At 33.7% G+C, this 17,639-nt stretch carries 18 protein-coding genes; 9 read left to right on the top strand and 9 right to left on the bottom strand.

Annotation, left to right across the window (positions count from 1 at the left end):
• The gene (locus MTX13_RS11225; RefSeq protein ID WP_250435139.1) at positions 1–735 is read left to right on the top strand and encodes a LytR/AlgR family response regulator transcription factor; all 735 of its coding nucleotides are present in this window, start codon (positions 1–3) and stop codon (positions 733–735) included.
• A gap of 48 nt (positions 736–783) precedes the next feature.
• Entirely contained in the window at positions 784–1,302 is a 519-nt protein-coding gene (locus tag MTX13_RS11220) for a gamma carbonic anhydrase family protein (protein WP_250435138.1), read from the top strand.
• On the opposite strand, the gene murI is transcribed toward MTX13_RS11220, so the two are convergent.
• From murI to MTX13_RS11180, 8 genes are all read right to left on the bottom strand, one after another.
• A complete protein-coding gene (gene murI, locus MTX13_RS11215) occupies positions 1,299–2,078 on the bottom strand; it encodes a glutamate racemase (protein WP_250435136.1) in 780 nt (259 codons plus the stop codon). The genes MTX13_RS11220 and murI overlap by 4 nt on opposite strands.
• Before the next feature lie 63 nt (positions 2,079–2,141).
• Entirely contained in the window at positions 2,142–2,651 is a 510-nt protein-coding gene (locus MTX13_RS11210) for an OmpH family outer membrane protein (protein ID WP_250435134.1), read from the bottom strand.
• A 35-nt stretch (positions 2,652–2,686) separates the two neighbouring features.
• Positions 2,687–3,721 (bottom strand): OmpH family outer membrane protein, encoded by a 1,035-nt coding sequence (locus MTX13_RS11205; protein WP_250435131.1) that lies wholly within the window; start codon positions 3,719–3,721, stop codon positions 2,687–2,689.
• Positions 3,722–3,889: 168 nt separating this feature from the next.
• Positions 3,890–6,529 (bottom strand): outer membrane protein assembly factor BamA, encoded by a 2,640-nt coding sequence (gene bamA / locus MTX13_RS11200; protein WP_394801248.1) that lies wholly within the window; start codon positions 6,527–6,529, stop codon positions 3,890–3,892.
• Positions 6,501–7,184, bottom strand: a complete 684-nt coding sequence (locus MTX13_RS11195; RefSeq protein WP_262920487.1) for an isoprenyl transferase — start codon at positions 7,182–7,184, stop codon at positions 6,501–6,503. Before MTX13_RS11195 ends, bamA begins: the two co-directional genes overlap by 29 nt.
• A 56-nt stretch (positions 7,185–7,240) precedes the next feature.
• A complete protein-coding gene (gene porG / locus MTX13_RS11190; RefSeq protein ID WP_250435127.1) occupies positions 7,241–7,933 on the bottom strand; it encodes a type IX secretion system protein PorG in 693 nt (230 codons plus the stop codon).
• Positions 7,934–8,032: 99 nt separating this feature from the next.
• On the bottom strand, positions 8,033–8,917 hold the full coding sequence (locus tag MTX13_RS11185) for an NAD kinase (protein ID WP_250435125.1): 885 nt from the start codon (positions 8,915–8,917) through the stop codon (positions 8,033–8,035).
• Between the two features lies 1 nt (position 8,918).
• Complete coding sequence (locus MTX13_RS11180; protein WP_250435123.1) at positions 8,919–9,578, bottom strand: CBS domain-containing protein; 660 nt, start codon at positions 9,576–9,578, stop codon at positions 8,919–8,921.
• A gap of 91 nt (positions 9,579–9,669) precedes the next feature.
• Between MTX13_RS11180 and MTX13_RS11175 the strand changes: the two genes are divergently transcribed.
• The 6 genes from MTX13_RS11175 (at position 9,670) to clpX (ending at position 14,972) form a co-directional block, all read left to right on the top strand.
• The gene (locus tag MTX13_RS11175) at positions 9,670–10,383 is read left to right on the top strand and encodes a pyridoxine 5'-phosphate synthase (RefSeq protein ID WP_250435122.1); all 714 of its coding nucleotides are present in this window, start codon (positions 9,670–9,672) and stop codon (positions 10,381–10,383) included.
• On the top strand, positions 10,383–11,147 hold the full coding sequence (locus MTX13_RS11170; protein WP_250435120.1) for an alpha/beta fold hydrolase: 765 nt from the start codon (positions 10,383–10,385) through the stop codon (positions 11,145–11,147). Before MTX13_RS11175 ends, MTX13_RS11170 begins: the two co-directional genes overlap by 1 nt.
• A gap of 39 nt (positions 11,148–11,186) precedes the next feature.
• Positions 11,187–11,537, top strand: a complete 351-nt coding sequence (locus MTX13_RS11165; protein ID WP_250435119.1) for a phage holin family protein — start codon at positions 11,187–11,189, stop codon at positions 11,535–11,537.
• Between the two features lie 75 nt (positions 11,538–11,612).
• Positions 11,613–12,941: a trigger factor gene (gene tig / locus MTX13_RS11160; protein ID WP_250435117.1), complete on the top strand. Its 1,329-nt coding sequence runs from the start codon at positions 11,613–11,615 to the stop codon at positions 12,939–12,941.
• 93 nt (positions 12,942–13,034) lie between these two features.
• Complete coding sequence (gene clpP, locus MTX13_RS11155) at positions 13,035–13,709, top strand: ATP-dependent Clp endopeptidase proteolytic subunit ClpP (RefSeq protein WP_223034755.1); 675 nt, start codon at positions 13,035–13,037, stop codon at positions 13,707–13,709.
• Between the two features lie 30 nt (positions 13,710–13,739).
• On the top strand, positions 13,740–14,972 hold the full coding sequence (gene clpX / locus MTX13_RS11150) for an ATP-dependent Clp protease ATP-binding subunit ClpX (RefSeq protein ID WP_250435115.1): 1,233 nt from the start codon (positions 13,740–13,742) through the stop codon (positions 14,970–14,972).
• Positions 14,973–15,259: 287 nt separating this feature from the next.
• Here clpX and MTX13_RS11145 read toward each other — a convergent pair whose 3' ends face one another.
• On the bottom strand, positions 15,260–16,774 hold the full coding sequence (locus tag MTX13_RS11145; protein WP_250435113.1) for a GH3 auxin-responsive promoter family protein: 1,515 nt from the start codon (positions 16,772–16,774) through the stop codon (positions 15,260–15,262).
• A gap of 42 nt (positions 16,775–16,816) precedes the next feature.
• Between MTX13_RS11145 and MTX13_RS11140 the strand changes: the two genes are divergently transcribed.
• Complete coding sequence (locus MTX13_RS11140; RefSeq protein WP_250435111.1) at positions 16,817–17,611, top strand: DUF2797 domain-containing protein; 795 nt, start codon at positions 16,817–16,819, stop codon at positions 17,609–17,611.
• The last annotated feature ends 28 nt before the right edge of the window (positions 17,612–17,639 follow it).

Below are 17,639 nucleotides of genomic sequence, written 5' to 3'. Positions count from 1 at the left end.
ATGAAACTAAACGCCATTATAGTAGAAGACGAGCAAACCAGTCGTGATATTTTAAAGAATTATCTTTCAAAATACTGCCCAAACGTAAATGTATTGGGTGAAGCAGAAAATATAGAACAAGCATTGGTTCTTATTCGTAATAATGATCTGGATTTGGTGTTTTTAGATGTGGAAATGCCTTATGGTAATGCATTTGATTTATTGGAAAAAGTAGGCGATATTAATTTTGAAACGGTTTTTGTAACAGCATATAACCATTACGCCATGGAAGCCTTAAACGCTCATGCTTCTTATTATTTAATGAAACCTATTTCTATAGATGAACTCATTAAGGCTGTAGATTATGTTACAGAAATTAAAAGTAAGGAAGATGCACTGCAAGACCAGGTTTTGGTGCCTAAAACCAATAGTGTTTCGGGTAAAATAACTATTCCGCAACAAGACGGCTTTGAGGTTATTAATACAGCAGATATTCTATATTGTAAAGCCGATGATAACTACACCGAAATATATCTAAATAGTAACAAAAAGAAGCTAGTGAGTAAAACACTTAAATACTTTGAAGACGCTTTAAACGATGGTAATTTTGCCAGAATACATAAGTCCTATTTGGTTAATGTAAATGAGGTTGTAAAATATTTAAAGGGAAAAGGCGGAAGCGTGGTTTTAAGTAATGGAAAACAGCTTATGGTATCGGCTTCAAAAAAATCTGATTTATTATCTTTTTTTAAGTAATATGTCATTTCGAACTAGTGAGAAATCTCAACAAAAATTTAATTTTATATGCCTATAATAAAACCTGTAAACGGAAAACATCCTGAAATACCAGAAGACTGTTATGTAGCTGAAAATGCTACAATTGTTGGCGAGGTTACGATGGGAACGCAATGTAGTGTATGGTTTAATGCCGTAATAAGAGGTGATGTCCATTTTATAAAAATGGGAAATAAGGTTAATGTTCAAGATGGTGCTGTTATTCACGCTACGTACCAAAAGTCGCCAACTACAATAGGTAATAATGTGTCTATAGGTCACAATGCCATTGTACACGGTTGTACTATACATGATAATGTATTAATTGGTATGGGAAGCATTGTTATGGACGATTGCGTTGTTGAGAGTAACAGTATTATAGCTGCCGGTGCGGTTGTAACTCAAAACACACATGTTGAAGCCGGTTCAATTTATGCTGGTGTGCCAGCAAAAAAGGTAAAGAACATTAGTCCAGAATTGGTTTCTGGTGAGATTGATAGAATTGCCAATAATTACGTAAAGTATTCAAGCTGGTTTAAGGACCACTAAAAATCTAGTTTTTCAACCTGATACTTACCTCCTAAAAGTGAAGCCATAACTTCAGGATTTGCATTGGAATAAAATTTTAATTCGGGTTTCTGTAAACTCGTATTTAAAAGTTTGTGTTGCTCAAGTACCATTTGTGTTTGCTTGGCAACAGCAGCTCCAGAATCAATTATTTTAATGTGTTTAGGGAGAATATCTAATAATTGAGGAATTAAATACGGATAATGTGTACAACCTAAGACCAGATAATCAATATTGGCATCAATCATAGGTTGCATGTACGCATTTAAAAGCGTTCTCATCTCATCTGAGTCTAATTGCCCAGATTCTATTAAAGGTACAATACCTTCGCCTTCTTGTTCTATAACTTGAATACCATTACTATACAAATCGGTAGTTTGATGAAATAGTTCGCTTGAAAGCGTGCCCTTTGTTGCAAGAATACCAATAGCCTTTGTTTGTGTATTAAGAGCTGCAGGTTTAATAGCGGGTTCTATACCTATAAATGGAATATCAAAAGTGTTTCGAAGCGTTTTTATGGCATTTGTTGTGGCTGTATTACATGCAACTACTATGATTTTACACCCTTTTTGTATAAGGAGTTGGGTGTTTTTAATACTTAAATCTATTATTTCATTTTTAGATTTGGTGCCATAGGGCGCATGTTTGCTATCGGCTATATAAATGGTGTTTTCATGTGGAAGCCTAAAATGAAGTTCTTGCCAAATGGAAGTGCCACCAACACCAGAATCGAAAATGCCAATAGGTTTATTACTCATAATTTCAAAAATAAAAAAAGCCACTTTATAGAAGTGGCTTTTAATTATATATTTTTAAAAGAATTAGATTCCCATTTCTTTTTTAACATCATCTAGAAGATTTTTACCGTCTGCCATGATAACGCCTCCACCTTGAGTAGAATCTAATACATAATCAAATCCTTGAGCTCTTGCAACCTTTAAAATAGCAGCTTTAGCTTTTTCTGTAATAGGCTTTAACAAGTCTATTTCTTTTTTCTGCATTTCTTGTTGTGCTTGCCCTTGATACTGCTGAATATTTTGTTGCATAGTTTGTACCTCTACTAAACGCTTTTGGTTTTCCTCATCCGTTTTTGTAGGAGCTTCAGCTTCATACTGCTTCATTTTGTTTTGGTACTCTGTAGCCATAGCTTTAATATCAGCTTCGTAAGTTTTCCCCAATTTTTCCATTTCAGCTTGAGCTGTAGCCATTTCTGGCATGGCTTGGATTAATTCTTGAGTGTTAATATGTGCTACTTTGCTTTGGGCTTGTGTAAAACTTGTGGCTCCAATAAATAGTGCTGCAGCAAATAAAAGGGTTTTAAATTGTTTCATTTTCAAAAAGTGTTAATATGTATTATAATTGTTAATTAATTGCCTCCTTCGTCATCGTCGGTAGGTTGTTCGTCTTCTTCGTTATTATTATTGTTTCTTTGAGCTTCTCGCTCTTCTTTCGCTCTTTGCCTATCTTCTAAAATTTGTCTTTTTCGTTCTTCTAATTCTTGTTTTCTACGTTCACGATCTGCTATTTTAGCTTGTCTGCGTTCTTCTGCAATCTGTTCTGGTGTTTTCGCTTCCTCTTCAGTTGTTGCTTCTGTGCTTTCAGCCTCGTCACTGGATTGCTGCTGTATATCATCTACCGCTTCAGTATCTTTATTTCTAGCGTTCAATTTTTCCTGCCTTGCTGCTTCTCGCGCTGCTATTATGCTGTCTCTACGTTTTTGAGCCGCTAACTTTCTTGCTTCACGCTCATCTAAAACGGCTTTTTTTCTGGCATCGTCCGCTGCTTGTTTAGCTTCAAGTTCCTCATTTATTTCAACAACCACATCTTCTTCTTCAGCAGCTTTACGCTCTTTTTTATTAGTAGCTTGTGTACGCTTGGCACTTCTGGTTATACTGCGTATTACCTGCTCGCTAAAATCGTAACGATCTGCTGAATACAGCATTACAACGTCGGCGGATTTGTCGAAAACAAAATCATACTTTTGCTTTTCTGCAATATCTTGAACCGCTGCAAAAATTTGATCTTGTATAGGTTGAATCAGTTGTTTTTTCTGAATCATTAAATCCCCATTGGGACCAAAACGTTTTTGCTGATAATCTAATATTTCTTTTTCTTCAAAAGCAATATCCTCTTCACGCTCTTCTATTAGTTCTTTTGTTAAAAGTGCTTTTTCATTACTTAAATCTTTGCGCTTTTGTTCAATACCACTTAACTGCGTTTCAATTTCACCTTTCCATTTTTGAACTTTAGATGCTAATTGTGCTGTTGCCTCTTGATACTCAGGAATATTTTCTAAAATATATTCAGTATCTATATAGCCAATTCTCACACCTCGTTGTGAGTAGCTAGCTACACTAAGCATACAAGCAATAGTCACTAAAAAAAGAACTTTTAATTTCATCTGTTTCATTTTTTATAATTTATTGACACATAAATTCTAAAACGACAGAGCTTTATAATTATTCTGTTCATTTTGAATTAATCACTCAAAATTAAGGAAAATTAATTTTAAATAATTTAATTCAAGATTTAAATAATTAATCTGTTAACAGAAAATATCGTGCCAAAATTAAAATTGCTGTCCAATTATAAAATGTGTCTCCCAACCATTTGGTTTATTTTGACCTGGTAATGGATCAAATCCGTAACCAAAATCAATACCCAACAACCCGAATGCTGGCATAAAAATTCTTAAACCTGCACCAGATGATCTATATAGTGAGAAAGGATTGTAATCTTGAAATTCTAAATAAGATACACCACCTTCCATAAATCCTAATACATATATTTTAGCTTGTTGTTTTAAACTTATTGGGTAGCGTAACTCTAAAGAGAACTTGTTGTATATAGTTCCACCATCATTAGTTACGCGTCCATTGTCTAATATAGGTTGTAAAGATTGATTAGGATATCCACGGAGTGCTATGGCCTCTCGGCCATCTAAACTAAAGTTTCCTAAACCATCACCACCTAAAAAGAATCTTTCAAAAGGAATAACACCTCTATATTGGTTATAGGCTCCTAAAAATCCAAACTCCAAAGCCGATTTCAATACAAGCTTATCTACAACTCTGGTGTACCAATCCCCTTTAAGTTTAATTTTATAAAACTCTAACCATTTATAGCGTTCTTGATCTATTTCAGAAATACCTTCAGAAGCTCTATTTCTGATAACTAATGTGTTTTCTGGATCATTTTGAATATCAACAAGCTCGTTACGTTCATCGATTAAAGCTTTGTAATCCACACCATTAAACAATGAATACGGTGGTGATAATTTTGCAGTAACGTTCCAGCTAGAACCTCCCATTGGAAAAATAGGGTCTGTGTAGGTATTATTTCTACTCAAACCAATAGTATAAGCAAGATTGTTGGAATAACCATCGCCAAATGTAAATAAGCCCGTGTTATAATTTTTTAAATTATAATGCTGAAACGATAAAGCTTGTGATAATGTAAAAAAGTTATCGGGTTTAGTTAAACGTTTAGCCCATCCAACCGTTACGCCAGTAATATTGAAACGTTTGTCTTTATCTGCTCTACCAGTGGTAGGGTCATACAAAAACTGTTGAGAATGAGAGAACGATGTAGAGAATTGAACCGGTTTTTTACCTCCTAACCATGGTTCAACAAACGAAAAACTATAGGTTCTAAAAAACTGGCTTACCTGCAAACGCAAGGATAGTTTTTGACCATCACCTCGAGGAACAGGTTTGTATGCGTCAAGATTAAAAATATTTTTAAGTGAGAAGTTGTTGAAAGACAAACCTAAAGTACCAATAAAGCCACCGCCACCATAACCACCTTGCAATTCAATTTGGCTTGAACCTGTTTCTACTAAACCATAATCTAAATCAATTGTACCTTCATTTGGATTTGGATTAGAAAAGTTTGTTGCTATTTGTTCAGGATCGAAAAAACCTAATTGGCTTAGTTCACGAATGGTTCTAACCACATTTTCCTTACTGTATAATTGACCTGGTCGCGTATGTAGTTCACGATAAATAACATGGTCGTTGGTAACATCGTTACCAGAAACAGAAACAGTGTTAAAGTAAACAGGTTTTCCTTCGGTAATACGAATTTCCATATCTATTACATTGCCATCTGTATTGACTTCAACAGGATTTATAGTTGAGAATAAGTATCCGTTGTTTTGGTAGGCGTTTGTAATGTCTTGTGCATCTGGGCTAGAATCGTCGGCTATACGTTTTTCTAATAATACACCATTATAAATATCACCTTTGTTTATACGCAAAATGTTACGTAATTGTTGGTCTGTATAAACTGTATTACCAATAAATGTAATGTCGCCAAAACGGTACTGTTCACCTTCCTCAACACGTATGTTTAAGGCAACATTCTTTTTATCGATATGAGAGAGGGAATCGGATATAATACGCGCATCGCGATATCCGTTTTCTTTATATTTATCAATAACACTAACAAGGTCCTCTTTGTAATCAGCCTCTATATATTTTGAACGCTTAAAGAGATGGGTAATACTTTTTTGTTTCGTGTTTTTCATAGCCCTTCTTAATTTTTTTGAAGGGATTACGTCGTTTCCAATAAAGTTAATTTCTTTAACTTTTACTTTTTTGCCTTTGTCTATATTAACTACCATATCTATTTGCGGTCTACCGCCAATAGTATCATTACGTTCAATGGTATTTATATAAACTTTAGTGTTTACAAAACCATCTTTTTTGTATTTATTGGTTAAATAGTTTTTGGTAGTAGTAACCAGATTCTCGGTTACTTTAACACCGGCAGCTAAATTATTCTCCTCAATAATTTCTTTCCTTTTTGATTTTTTTACACCATTAATTTTAATGTCATGTAATTCGGGTAAATCAAAAAGCCTTATTTCAAGGTATGCGATATCACCTTCAGTTTTGACTAAATAAATGTTGATGTCATTAAATAAATTGGATTTCCAAAGTTTTTTAATAGCATTACTAATTTCTTCACCTGGAATAAAAACTTCTTGTCCTTTTCTCAGTCCAGAGTATGTAACAATAGTCTGTGCACTAAAGTGTGTACTTCCAGAAACAGTAATATCACCAAGAACGTATTTTTTGGCATCAGGATTAGTTATGGTCTGTGCTTGAATATTTAAAGTTGAAAATAATACTACAAAAGTAATAAGTAGACCTATATATGTTTTCAATGATGTTAAATTAGTTAATTTGTTCACTTGTCTTCCCAAATCGTCGTTCTCTTTTTTGATATTCTATAATAGCTTCATACAAATGCTCCTTGGTAAAATCTGGCCAAAGTACCTTTGTAAAATATAATTCCGCATAAGCAATTTGCCATAAAAGGAAATTACTTATTCGCTGTTCGCCACTTGTTCTAATAAGCAAATCAACGTCTGGTAAATTTTGCGTGTAAAGATGCTCATTTATAACCGATTCATCAATATTTTCGGGCGAAATTATATTATTTTTAACTTTAATACTTATTTTTTTAACGGTATTTATCAATTCTTCTCTGGAACCATAACTTAATGCAAGGGTTAAGCACATACGATTATTGTTTTTTGTTTTCTCAATAACCTCTAACAACTCCTTTTGTGCTTTTTGAGGAAGTTCATTTAAGCACCCAATGGCGTTTAGTTTAATATCGTTTTTTTGTAAGGTTTTAATTTCTTTTTTAAGCGAGGAAACCAATAATTTCATTAAGGTTTGAACTTCTAATTTAGGTCTGTTCCAGTTTTCTGTTGAAAAAGCATAGAGCGTTAAGTTTTTAATGCCTAATTCGGCAGAAGCTTCAACAGTTTGACGAACGGATTTAGTGCCATTTTCATGCCCTACAGTTCTTAAGAGCCCTTTTTGTTTAGCCCAACGACCGTTGCCATCCATAATAATGGCAATATGTTTTGGTAAATAGTCGGTATGTATTTGTTTTAATAAACTCACTAAAAAACGCAAAAACAAGGTTTGTCACCAAAGGTATAGGTCAGGGTTATACCTGTAAACATATACCAATCGTTATTGTTTATATTTCCAAAACTTAAAGCATCTTGGCGGTCCTTAGAATCTGGAACACTACCATCCAATTCATCAGAAAATGTATATCTAGCACCAATTTCTGCTGCTATAATAATGTTGCCTATAACATTGGTTTTAAAGCCCAAAACCATTGGGATTCCATAGGCAATACTCGAGGTGTTTTCGGATTTTAAAATACCTTGTCTCGAAAAGAAAAAGTTGTCATGATATGCGGCTGTTATACCTGTGTACAGGTAAGGTGTTGCATGAATTTTTTCATCGTGCAAATCCCATTCAAAAAATGTGAATTCCAAACCTAATGACCCTTCTATAATCTGGTTAGTAAAACTATAATTGCGTTCAACACGTCTTGGATCGTCAGATTTAGAGTCTTTTCCTTCCAGTTCTGTATACATAAGTGAGAATCTAAATGAATGTCTAGAACTTCTATTCCACTTAAAAAGTGCTCCAAATGCAGGCTTGCTTGGCGCTATATAATTAGTTGCCCCAACATCACCAATAAAATTGCTTCCACCTAGTAAAACACCAACTTCATAAGTCTGCGCCAGACTAAAAACAGTTCCTGAAAAAAATAATATTAATACGGTTAAATACCTCATAAATGTTCAAAAGTTTGCAAATATAATAAATAAGATTAGCCTATAACAATTTGAATCGAATTGTATGCGATTTAAACTGTTTTTAATCAAAATTATTGTCTAATTACGTTTGTCTTCTCCCCAAAGTAACTTTTTCCGAAGTGTGTCTAAAAAGCTTTCGTTAAGTAATTCAACCATTTTTATAGTAAATGGTGCTTTTTTAATAGTTACAATGGTGTCGTTGGAAAGTGTTGCAATTCTGGAATCCAATGAGACTAAAAAGTTGTCTTCTCTACCACTAACTTTTAATTGAATTTCGGTTGAGTCGGTGATTACCAATGGCCTTGCACTTAAATTATGTGGAGCAATAGGAGTAATTACAAAGCTATTGGTGTCGGGTGTTATAACAGGTCCGCCACAACTTAATGAATACCCTGTTGATCCAGTTGGCGTTGAAATTATTAAACCATCACTCCAATACGATGTGAGGTATTCGCCATTTAATCGGGTTTCAACTGTAATCATAGATGTGGTGTTTTTACGACTAACAGCTATTTCATTTAAAGCAAAATCTAGAATATTAAAATCTTCATGTTCAGGGTCAGTTGATATTGACAAGAGATTGCGTTCAGATATTTTGTATTCATTGTTAAGGATAGCTTCAATAGCTGTGGCAATATCGTCATTCTGAATGGTGGCCAAAAATCCTAAACGACCTGTGTTGATCCCTATTATAGGTATTTCTAAATCTCTAACAAATGTAATGGCCCGAAGAATAGTGCCGTCACCACCAATACTAATAAGCAAATCAAAGCTGGAATCTAAAATATCAAACGTACTAAAGTTCCCAACATCTAATAGATTATTAAAAAGGTTTTTGGTGGTGTTAAAAAAATGGCGTTCAATAAAAACGGTAACATTTTTCGTTTTTAAACAGTCTAATAGCATATGAAGGGATTCTTCATTGCTTTTATGGAAAGATTGACCAAAAACGGCTATTTTCATATTACATGTTTAAATATTTATTCAAATATTCCGAGCGCTCCTTCAGGCTTTGTAAATAGCTGTCCTCTTCATGTCCAGATACCACATTATAACTGTAACGCCTAAAGGTTTGCATAATATCATTTAATCCGGTGTTTCCAATTTTTAAGGTAATTTGGACCATGTCGTTTTCTATTTTTGAAATGAAAGCACCTAAAAGTTTTCCGTCATTAGATTCGACAATTTGACATACCTCGCTAAATGAATAATCAACTAAACCTTTTTCAACAATTAATATGCCTCCAGCTTCTGCAAAAAATGGCGTTTCATTAAAAAGCCCTATAATATCGTTTAGTTCGTAATACCCTAAATAAACATTTTTAGAACTCAAAACAGGCATTATATTAGCAGAATTCATGGCGAAAGCTTCAAGCACATCCAACCAGTTGGTATTCTCGCGAACAAAAAAACCTTCTATAGCGTGTGCATATTCATTAATGGGTTTTCCTCCATCAAAACAATGGGCATCGGTTTCAGATATACAACCTAAATAGGCGTTGTATTCATTTTTAATAGGAATATGCGAATAGGTTAACTGATTGAACAATCCTTGAATGTCTCCAACCAAATCAGTGTTTTTTAAAGGTTTTATGTCGTTTATGATGTAATCTGAAAGATTCATTTTAATAGATAAATTGAACTTGCAAATTAATTAAAAAATACTACATTAAGCCTTAATGAGTTTGTATTTTTGTATTTCAAAAAACTAAAAAATGACCAAATTAAGTGTTAATATAAATAAGATAGCGACCTTAAGAAATTCAAGAGGCGGAAACGAGCCTAATGTAGTAAGGTTTGCGCAAGATGTACAACGTTTTGGTGCAGAAGGGGTGACAATTCACCCAAGACCAGACGAACGTCATATACGTTATCAAGATGCTTACGATTTAAAACCTGAAGTCTACACCGAATATAATATTGAAGGGAATCCTATTGAAAAATTTGTTGAGATGGTTTTAGAGATAAAACCAACACAAGTTACTTTAGTACCAGATGCTATTGATGCTATTACCAGTAACGCAGGTTGGGATACTATTGTAAACAAAGGCTTTTTGCAGGAAACCATTAAGGAATTTAAAAGTAATGGAATTCGTACATCCATTTTTGTGGATCCTGTTTTAAAACAAATTGAAGGAGCCAAAGAAACCGGAACCGATAGAATAGAGCTATACACAGAAGCCTTTGCGCATCAGTATAGTTTAGGGAATAAAAAAGCAATTCAACCCTACACAGAATGTGCTATTTTGGCTGACAGTCTGGATATTGGTGTCAACGCAGGCCATGACTTGTCTTTGGAGAATATTGCTTTTTTCAAACAGAATATTCCAAATTTATTAGAGGTTTCAATTGGTCACGCCTTAATCGCTGAAAGCCTTTATTTGGGAGCTGAAAATGTTGTTCAAATGTATTTACAAAAATTAAAATAATGCTTTTACATGCTAATGTTTTAGGAACAGGGAAGCCATTCATAATCTTACATGGATTTCTGGGAATGGGTGATAATTGGAAAACACTTGGCCAACAATTTAGCGAACAGGGTTATGAAGTTCATTTGGTTGACCAGCGGAATCATGGAAGAAGTTTTCACGATGAAAATTTCAGTTATGAGGATATGGTAGCAGATTTAAAGTTCTATTTGGATGATAAAAATCTAGATAATATTGTACTTTTAGGTCACTCCATGGGAGGAAAAACAGCTATGTTGTTTGCTACGCAATATCCTAAAATGGTTAACAAGTTAATGGTTGCAGATATTTCACCACGTTATTATCCTATTCATCATGAAACTATTTTGAATGGGTTAAGCAGCTTAAATTTTTCGTTGCTAAAAAGCAGAGGAGCAGCGGATAAGCAATTAGCGCTATTTGTTTCAGATTTTGGAACACGCCAATTTTTGCTTAAAAACTTGTATTGGAAAGAAAAAGGTCTATTAGCCCTTCGTATGAATTTAGAGGTGCTAAAGGAGCATGTGGCTGAAGTTGGTGAATCACTTCCAATTCACACTAAGTTTGAAGGAGATACATTGTTTTTACGAGGAGACAAATCAGAATATATTGGTCATCAAGATGAAGCAATTATTAGCGGTCATTTCCCTAATTCCAAAATCGTAACCATTGCAAATGCTGGGCATTGGTTGCATGCAGAAAATCCCGAAGATTTTTATAGTGCTGTAATGTCATTTCTGAATTAAAATAATTCGTACCTTTTTAGAAACAAAAAACAATATACCATGAGAATTATTCTAAAGGTCTTACTCACGGCAGTAGCAGTAGTGCTATTGTCCAAATTTCTATCAGGGGTTTCGGTCGACAGCTATACGACTGCTGTAATTGTAGCAGCTGTTTTGGGGTTACTCAATATTTTTGTAAAACCATTACTGGTTTTGTTCACTCTGCCTGCAACAATTTTAACATTAGGCTTATTCCTTTTTGTTATTAATGCCTGCATCATTCTTCTTGCCGATAATTTAGTTGGTGGATTTACAGTGAGTAGTTTCTGGACTGCTTTGCTATTTAGTATCCTTTTAACCATATTGCAATCTATATTTTATTCGGTTTTAGGAGACGAGAAAATAGACTGAAATACAATACGTTAAAATACTTTGTTGGAGTGTAAAAAAGTACTACTTTTGCACTCCAATTTTTATAGTTAGAAAATGAATATTACAAGAGAAAACATTGATGCATTGAATGCTGTAGTAAAAGTAGATATTGCTAAAGAAGATTATAACGACAAAGTTGAAAAAATCTTGTCTGATTATCGTAAAACAGCTAACATTCCAGGATTTAGAAAAGGACATGTACCAATGGGAATGGTTAAGAAACAATATGGTAAAGCTGTATTGGTTGATGAGGTAAATAAATTACTTCAAGATGCGTTAAACAAATATTTAACTGAAGAAAAGCTAGACGTTTTAGGAAATCCATTACCAAAGCCACAAGATGATTTGGATTGGGATGCTGATAAATTATCTTTTGAATTCGAATTAGGTTTAGCACCAGAATTCGAGGTAAATTTAAAGCCAAAAAAAGCTTTTATACATTATAATATTGTAGCTGGAGATAAAATGATCAACGATCAAGTTGAAAACATCCAGAAGCAATATGGTAAGCTAATTTCTGAAAAAGAAGTAGCTAAAGAGAGTGAAATTACAGGTGTATTTAAGAATGAAGAACGTGAAATTGAAAACACAGTAACCTTAACTTTAGACAAATTTAAAGGTAAGGCCACTGAAAAAAAATTCATTGGTTCTAAAGTAGGTGATGTCATTGAGTTAAAAACCAAAGGGCTCTACGATGATGAACATGAATTAATGCATGCTTTAAAATTAACCCATGATGATGTTCACGGTTTAGATATTCCAGTAACTTTTGAGATTACAGAAATAAACACACGTGAGTTGGCTGATTTAGACCAAGAGTTATTCGATAAATTATTTGGCAAAGGAAACGTTACTTCTGTAACAGAATTAAAAGAAAAGATTAAAGAAGATGCTGAAAAGCAATTCACGCAGCAATCTGATCAGAAATTGTTGAATGATGTTACTGAATATTTAGTAGATAACACCAAATTTGATTTGCCAACTGCCTTTTTACAAAAATGGATGCAAACAGCTGGTGAAAATGAGTTGACTGAAGACCAGGCTAAAGAAGAATACGAAAAATCTGAAAAAAGCTTACGTTACCAATTAATTGAAGGTAAATTAATTACTGATAATGACATTAAGGTAACTATGGACGATATTAAAGATCATGCTAAAAACATGATTAAAGCACAAATGGCACAATTTGGTCAGATGAATCCTTCAGATAAAGAATTAGAAGATATTGCTGCACGTGTATTGTCAAACCAAGAAGAAGCACGTCGAATGTCTGAACAAATTATTAGTCAGAGATTATTGGCGCTTTATAAAGAGAAAGCCAATATTAAAACTAAAGAAATCACTTATGACGACTTCGTTAAAGAAGTTTATGGCGATAAATAAGTTACAGACTTATAAAGAATAAATCCTTATATTTAGGCGCTGAAACACAAAAAATCAGCGCCTAATTTTTTACAAAAAAATTTAAAAACAACTATGGATTACGCAAAAGAATTCGAAAAATTCGCAATAAAAGATCAAGGTATTAGTAGTACATATTATAACAAGATTATAAGTAGTATGTATCCTACTAATTTAACACCTAATATTATAGAAGAACGCCAAATGAACATCGCTATTTTTGATGTGTTTTCACGTTTAATGATGGATCGTATAATCTTTCTAGGGACTGGAATAAACGATCAGGTGGCAAACATTATACAAGCTCAATTACTGTTTTTGGAGAGTACAGATTCCTCTAAAGATATACAGATTTATATTAATTCACCAGGAGGAAGTGTATATGCCGGATTGGGCATTTATGATACGATGCAGTTTATTAAGCCAGATGTAGCGACTATTTGTACAGGAATGGCAGCTTCTATGGGAGCTGTATTGTTATGTGCGGGAGAAAAAGGAAAAAGAAGTGGCTTAACACATTCGCGAGTAATGATTCACCAACCGTTAGGTGGTGCACAAGGTCAAGCCAGTGATATTGAAATTACGGCTAGAGAAATCCTTATTTTGAAAGAAGAATTGTATAAAATAATAAGTAAGCATTCAGGTCAGGATTACGACAAAGTATATGCCGATAGTGATCGTGATTACTGGATGAAGGCTGATAAGGCTAAGGAATACGGAATGATTGACGAAATATTGGTACGTAGTTAATCGTTAATAACAAGAATAGAAAGCTATATTATGGCAAAAGAAGATTTAGAATGTTCATTTTGTGGTAGGAAAAAGCCAGAAACCAATCTGTTAATTGCAGGTTTAGATGCACACATTTGTGATAAGTGTATCGAACAAGCTCATGGTATTGTTTTAGAAGAGTCTAAACAATCTGATAACAGTGATCTTTCGGCAGAATTAATGCTGCGTAAGCCACAAAAAATCAAATCGTTTTTAGATGAGTATATCATTGGGCAGGAGACAACCAAGAAGGTGATGTCTGTTGCTGTTTACAATCATTACAAACGTTTATTACAAGCACCATCAGATGATGATATTGAAATTCAAAAAAGTAATATCATTATGGTTGGTCAAACCGGAACAGGTAAAACCTTAATGGCTAAAACAATTGCTAAAATGTTAAATGTGCCTTTAGCTATTGTTGATGCCACAGTTCTAACGGAAGCTGGTTATGTTGGTGAAGATGTTGAAAGTATCTTAACACGTTTATTGCAAGCAGCCGACTATAATTTAGAGAAAGCTGAAAAAGGTATTGTATTTATTGATGAGATAGATAAAATAGCAAGAAAGAGCGATAACCCTTCAATCACACGAGATGTGTCTGGAGAAGGTGTGCAACAGGCTTTGCTAAAATTACTGGAAGGAACTACCGTAAATGTACCGCCAAAAGGAGGTAGAAAGCACCCAGACCAAAAGTTTATTGAAGTCAATACCGAAAACATATTGTTTATTGCTGGAGGAGCTTTTGATGGTATTGAAAAAGTCATATCAAAACGCTTAAACATGCAAGCTGTTGGGTATAGCGCATCCATGTCAGATGAACGTGTGGATCAAGCCAATTTGTTGCAATATATTATTCCAAAAGACTTAAAGGATTTTGGTTTGATTCCTGAAATTATTGGTAGACTGCCTGTATTAACATACATGGATCCGTTAGACGCCAAAACACTTCGAGCTATCTTAACAGAGCCCAAAAATGCTATTATTAAACAGTATAAAAAGTTGTTTGAAATGGATGATATTGAATTTAGCATTACCGATGGGGCATTAGATTTTATAGTTGATAAAGCTATAGAATATAAATTAGGTGCTCGTGGATTACGATCATTATGTGAGGAAATTTTAACCGATGCCATGTTTGAAATGCCAGGAAGTAATGAAAAAGAACTTAAGGTAACTAAAGTATATGCCGAAGAAAAGATTACCAAGACTACATTAAAGAAGTTAAAAGCAGTTTCTTAATAAAAAAGAATATGAGATTACTACAAGCCTTTCTTTGAAAGGCTTTTTCATTTTTATAAAGTTAATAATACAAAAAAAACCACTCTCAATAGGAGTGGTTAATTTCATCGTTTTAATGGATGTTAATTAATAATTTAACATTATGAAAAATTATCTAGTTTTGATTAATAGCTCTGTAAAACTATGATTTTTTATGTAAGAAAAAAACGACGGGTGATGATTTTAGATGAAGACTCAAATAAACTCGTTTATCGAAAATTTCTTGCAAATTTATTCGATTATCCACATTAAGAATTCAATTTTAAGAGGGCGTTTAAATAATCCCTGGAATTTGATAGTCTTGGTACTTTATGTTGACCACCTAACTTATTGTTCTCTTTTAACCAATCGTAAAAAAGTCTTTCACGGGCTATGTGAATAGTAGGTTTGTTTAAGGTCATGTTGTTATAGCGTTTGGCCTCGTAATCAGAATTTAGTGCCTTTAGTGCATTGTCAAGCAATTCATTAAAGTAGTCAATATCATTTGGTGGTGTTTTGAATTCTATTAACCACTCATGTGCTCCTTTTTCTTTGCCACTCATAAATATTGGCGCTGCTGTGTAGTCTACAATTTCTGCTTTGGTCTTCTTACAAACTTTCTTTAAGGCATCTTCAGCATTTTCTATAATGAGTTCTTCACCAAATGCATTGATATGATGTTTTGTACGGCCTGAAACTTTAATGCGGTAAGGGCTTATTGATGTGAAACGAATAGTGTCACCAATCTTATACCGCCACAAGCCAGCATTAGTGGTAATAATTACGGCATAGTTTGTATTAATTTCAACCTCACTTAAAGGAATAACTTTTTCGTTTACTGTACCATAAGTATCCATCGGGATAAATTCGTAAAAAATGCCATAATCCAACATCAGTAATAATTCACTCGATTTATTTTGATCTTGAATGGCAAAAAAACCTTCAGAAGCATTGTAAATTTCATAATACCTAAAGTCCGGTTTAGGCAGTATATTTTTGTACTGATCTACGTAAGGTAAAAAACTTACACCGCCATGGAAATAGACTTCTAGGTTTGGCCAAACATCAAATAAGTTCTTTTTTCCTGTGGTTTCCAAAACATTATTAAGCAATACAAGCATCCAAGATGGTACACCAGCAAGACTTGTTACATTCTCTTGAATAGTTTCATCAACAATGGCTTGCATCTTTTCTTCCCAGTTACTCATTAGGGAAACCTTGTTGCTTGGCGTGCTACTAAATTCGGCCCAAAATGGCATATTGTCAATCAAAATTGCTGATAAATCGCCAAAAACGGTTCCGTTTTCCTTATAGAGTTCTTTACTACCGCCAAGTCGCAAACTTTTTCCAGTAAATAATTGCGAATTTTCATTATTATTCAAATACATACAAAGTAAATCTTTACTAGCAGCATAATGGCAATCTTCCAAAGAGTCTTCACTTACAGGAATAAACTTGCTTTTGGCATTGGTAGTACCACTGGATTTTGCAAACCATCTAATAGGCTGTGGCCAAAAAATATTGTTTTCACCTAACCGCGAGCGTTCTATGAGTTGGTGGTAATCTTCGTATGTTGAGATGGGTACTCTATCTGCAAATGTTTGATAGTTAGTTATGGACTCAAAATCGTATGTCTTGCCAATTTCGGTATCCTTTGCCTTAATTAATAAGTTTGTAAGTAATTCTTCTTGAACCTCATTAGGATATTTTAAAAATAAATCGATTTGGTGAAACCGTTTTTTTAAAAACCATGAAGCAATAGAATTTACTATAGGAATTGGCATATTTGCTGTATATTTAAAAAACTAAAAATAATACTTTTTTTTATGACCTACCAAGGTGTTTTGACAAAAATGGAAACTGAATTAGCCGAGCCTATTCAGTACTATTTGGTGTTTGAAAACGATTTTATAAATATAAATCAACTGTTGGATAAAACAATTGAAATTGAATTTATTGGTTATCAATGTTTAAACTGTGGTTTAAACAAACCTATTTACAGACAGGGCTTTTGCAAAAGTTGTTTTTATGATATTCCACAAGCAGCCGATTGGATTATGCGTCCTGAATTAAGCACAGCACATTTAGGTAAGGAAGACCGTGATTTGGAATATGAAAAGAAAGTACAGTTGCAACCCCATATAGTATACCTGGCCAATAGTAGCAATGTAAAAGTTGGTGTTACCAGAAAGAGTCAAGTGCCAACCAGGTGGATTGACCAAGGTGCTCACGAAGCTATTGAAATTGTTGAGGTTCCCAATAGGTATCTAGCAGGAATAACAGAGGTTGCACTTAAAGACCACGTTAGCGATAAAACCAATTGGCGTAGTATGTTAAAGAATGACATTCAAGATGAAAATTTGGTTGAATGGCGCGAGCGTTTAAAACCCTATATCCCAGAAGAAGCTATCGATTATTATATAGCTAGTAATATGGAAACTAACTTGAGTTTTCCTGTTGAAAAATACCCTGAAAAACCAAAAAGCTTAAATATTACAAAAGCAAAAACTTATACTGGGAAATTGGTTGGTATAAAAGGACAGTATTTAATATTTGAAGATGAAACGGTTTTTAATATCCGTTCTAATGAAGGGTTGGTTGTAGCAATCAAAATGATATAAAATAAAAAACACGCTTTAATGCGTGTTT

It is taken from the genome of Hanstruepera flava (genome assembly GCF_023634025.1).
Lineage (GTDB): Bacteria > Bacteroidota > Bacteroidia > Flavobacteriales > Flavobacteriaceae > Hanstruepera > Hanstruepera flava.
Note: the sequence above shows the minus strand (reverse complement) of the source record. Positions and strands in the feature narration are given on the sequence as shown.

Coding starts and splice junctions, on each gene's coding strand:
- MTX13_RS11195 (WP_262920487.1), bottom strand. CDS start 7,184: ATGGATGGCAACGGTCGTTGGGCTAAACAAAAAGGGCTCTTAAGAACT.
- MTX13_RS11140 (WP_250435111.1), top strand. CDS start 16,817: ATGACCTACCAAGGTGTTTTGACAAAAATGGAAACTGAATTAGCCGAG.
- MTX13_RS11180 (WP_250435123.1), bottom strand. CDS start 9,578: ATGAATCTTTCAGATTACATCATAAACGACATAAAACCTTTAAAAAAC.
- porG (WP_250435127.1), bottom strand. CDS start 7,933: ATGAGGTATTTAACCGTATTAATATTATTTTTTTCAGGAACTGTTTTT.
- MTX13_RS11225 (WP_250435139.1), top strand. CDS start 1: ATGAAACTAAACGCCATTATAGTAGAAGACGAGCAAACCAGTCGTGAT.
- MTX13_RS11220 (WP_250435138.1), top strand. CDS start 784: ATGCCTATAATAAAACCTGTAAACGGAAAACATCCTGAAATACCAGAA.
- murI (WP_250435136.1), bottom strand. CDS start 2,078: ATGAGTAATAAACCTATTGGCATTTTCGATTCTGGTGTTGGTGGCACT.
- clpP (WP_223034755.1), top strand. CDS start 13,035: ATGGATTACGCAAAAGAATTCGAAAAATTCGCAATAAAAGATCAAGGT.
- MTX13_RS11210 (WP_250435134.1), bottom strand. CDS start 2,651: ATGAAACAATTTAAAACCCTTTTATTTGCTGCAGCACTATTTATTGGA.
- tig (WP_250435117.1), top strand. CDS start 11,613: ATGAATATTACAAGAGAAAACATTGATGCATTGAATGCTGTAGTAAAA.
- MTX13_RS11145 (WP_250435113.1), bottom strand. CDS start 16,774: ATGCCAATTCCTATAGTAAATTCTATTGCTTCATGGTTTTTAAAAAAA.
- clpX (WP_250435115.1), top strand. CDS start 13,740: ATGGCAAAAGAAGATTTAGAATGTTCATTTTGTGGTAGGAAAAAGCCA.
- MTX13_RS11205 (WP_250435131.1), bottom strand. CDS start 3,721: ATGAAATTAAAAGTTCTTTTTTTAGTGACTATTGCTTGTATGCTTAGT.
- MTX13_RS11185 (WP_250435125.1), bottom strand. CDS start 8,917: ATGAAAATAGCCGTTTTTGGTCAATCTTTCCATAAAAGCAATGAAGAA.
- MTX13_RS11175 (WP_250435122.1), top strand. CDS start 9,670: ATGACCAAATTAAGTGTTAATATAAATAAGATAGCGACCTTAAGAAAT.
- MTX13_RS11165 (WP_250435119.1), top strand. CDS start 11,187: ATGAGAATTATTCTAAAGGTCTTACTCACGGCAGTAGCAGTAGTGCTA.
- MTX13_RS11170 (WP_250435120.1), top strand. CDS start 10,383: ATGCTTTTACATGCTAATGTTTTAGGAACAGGGAAGCCATTCATAATC.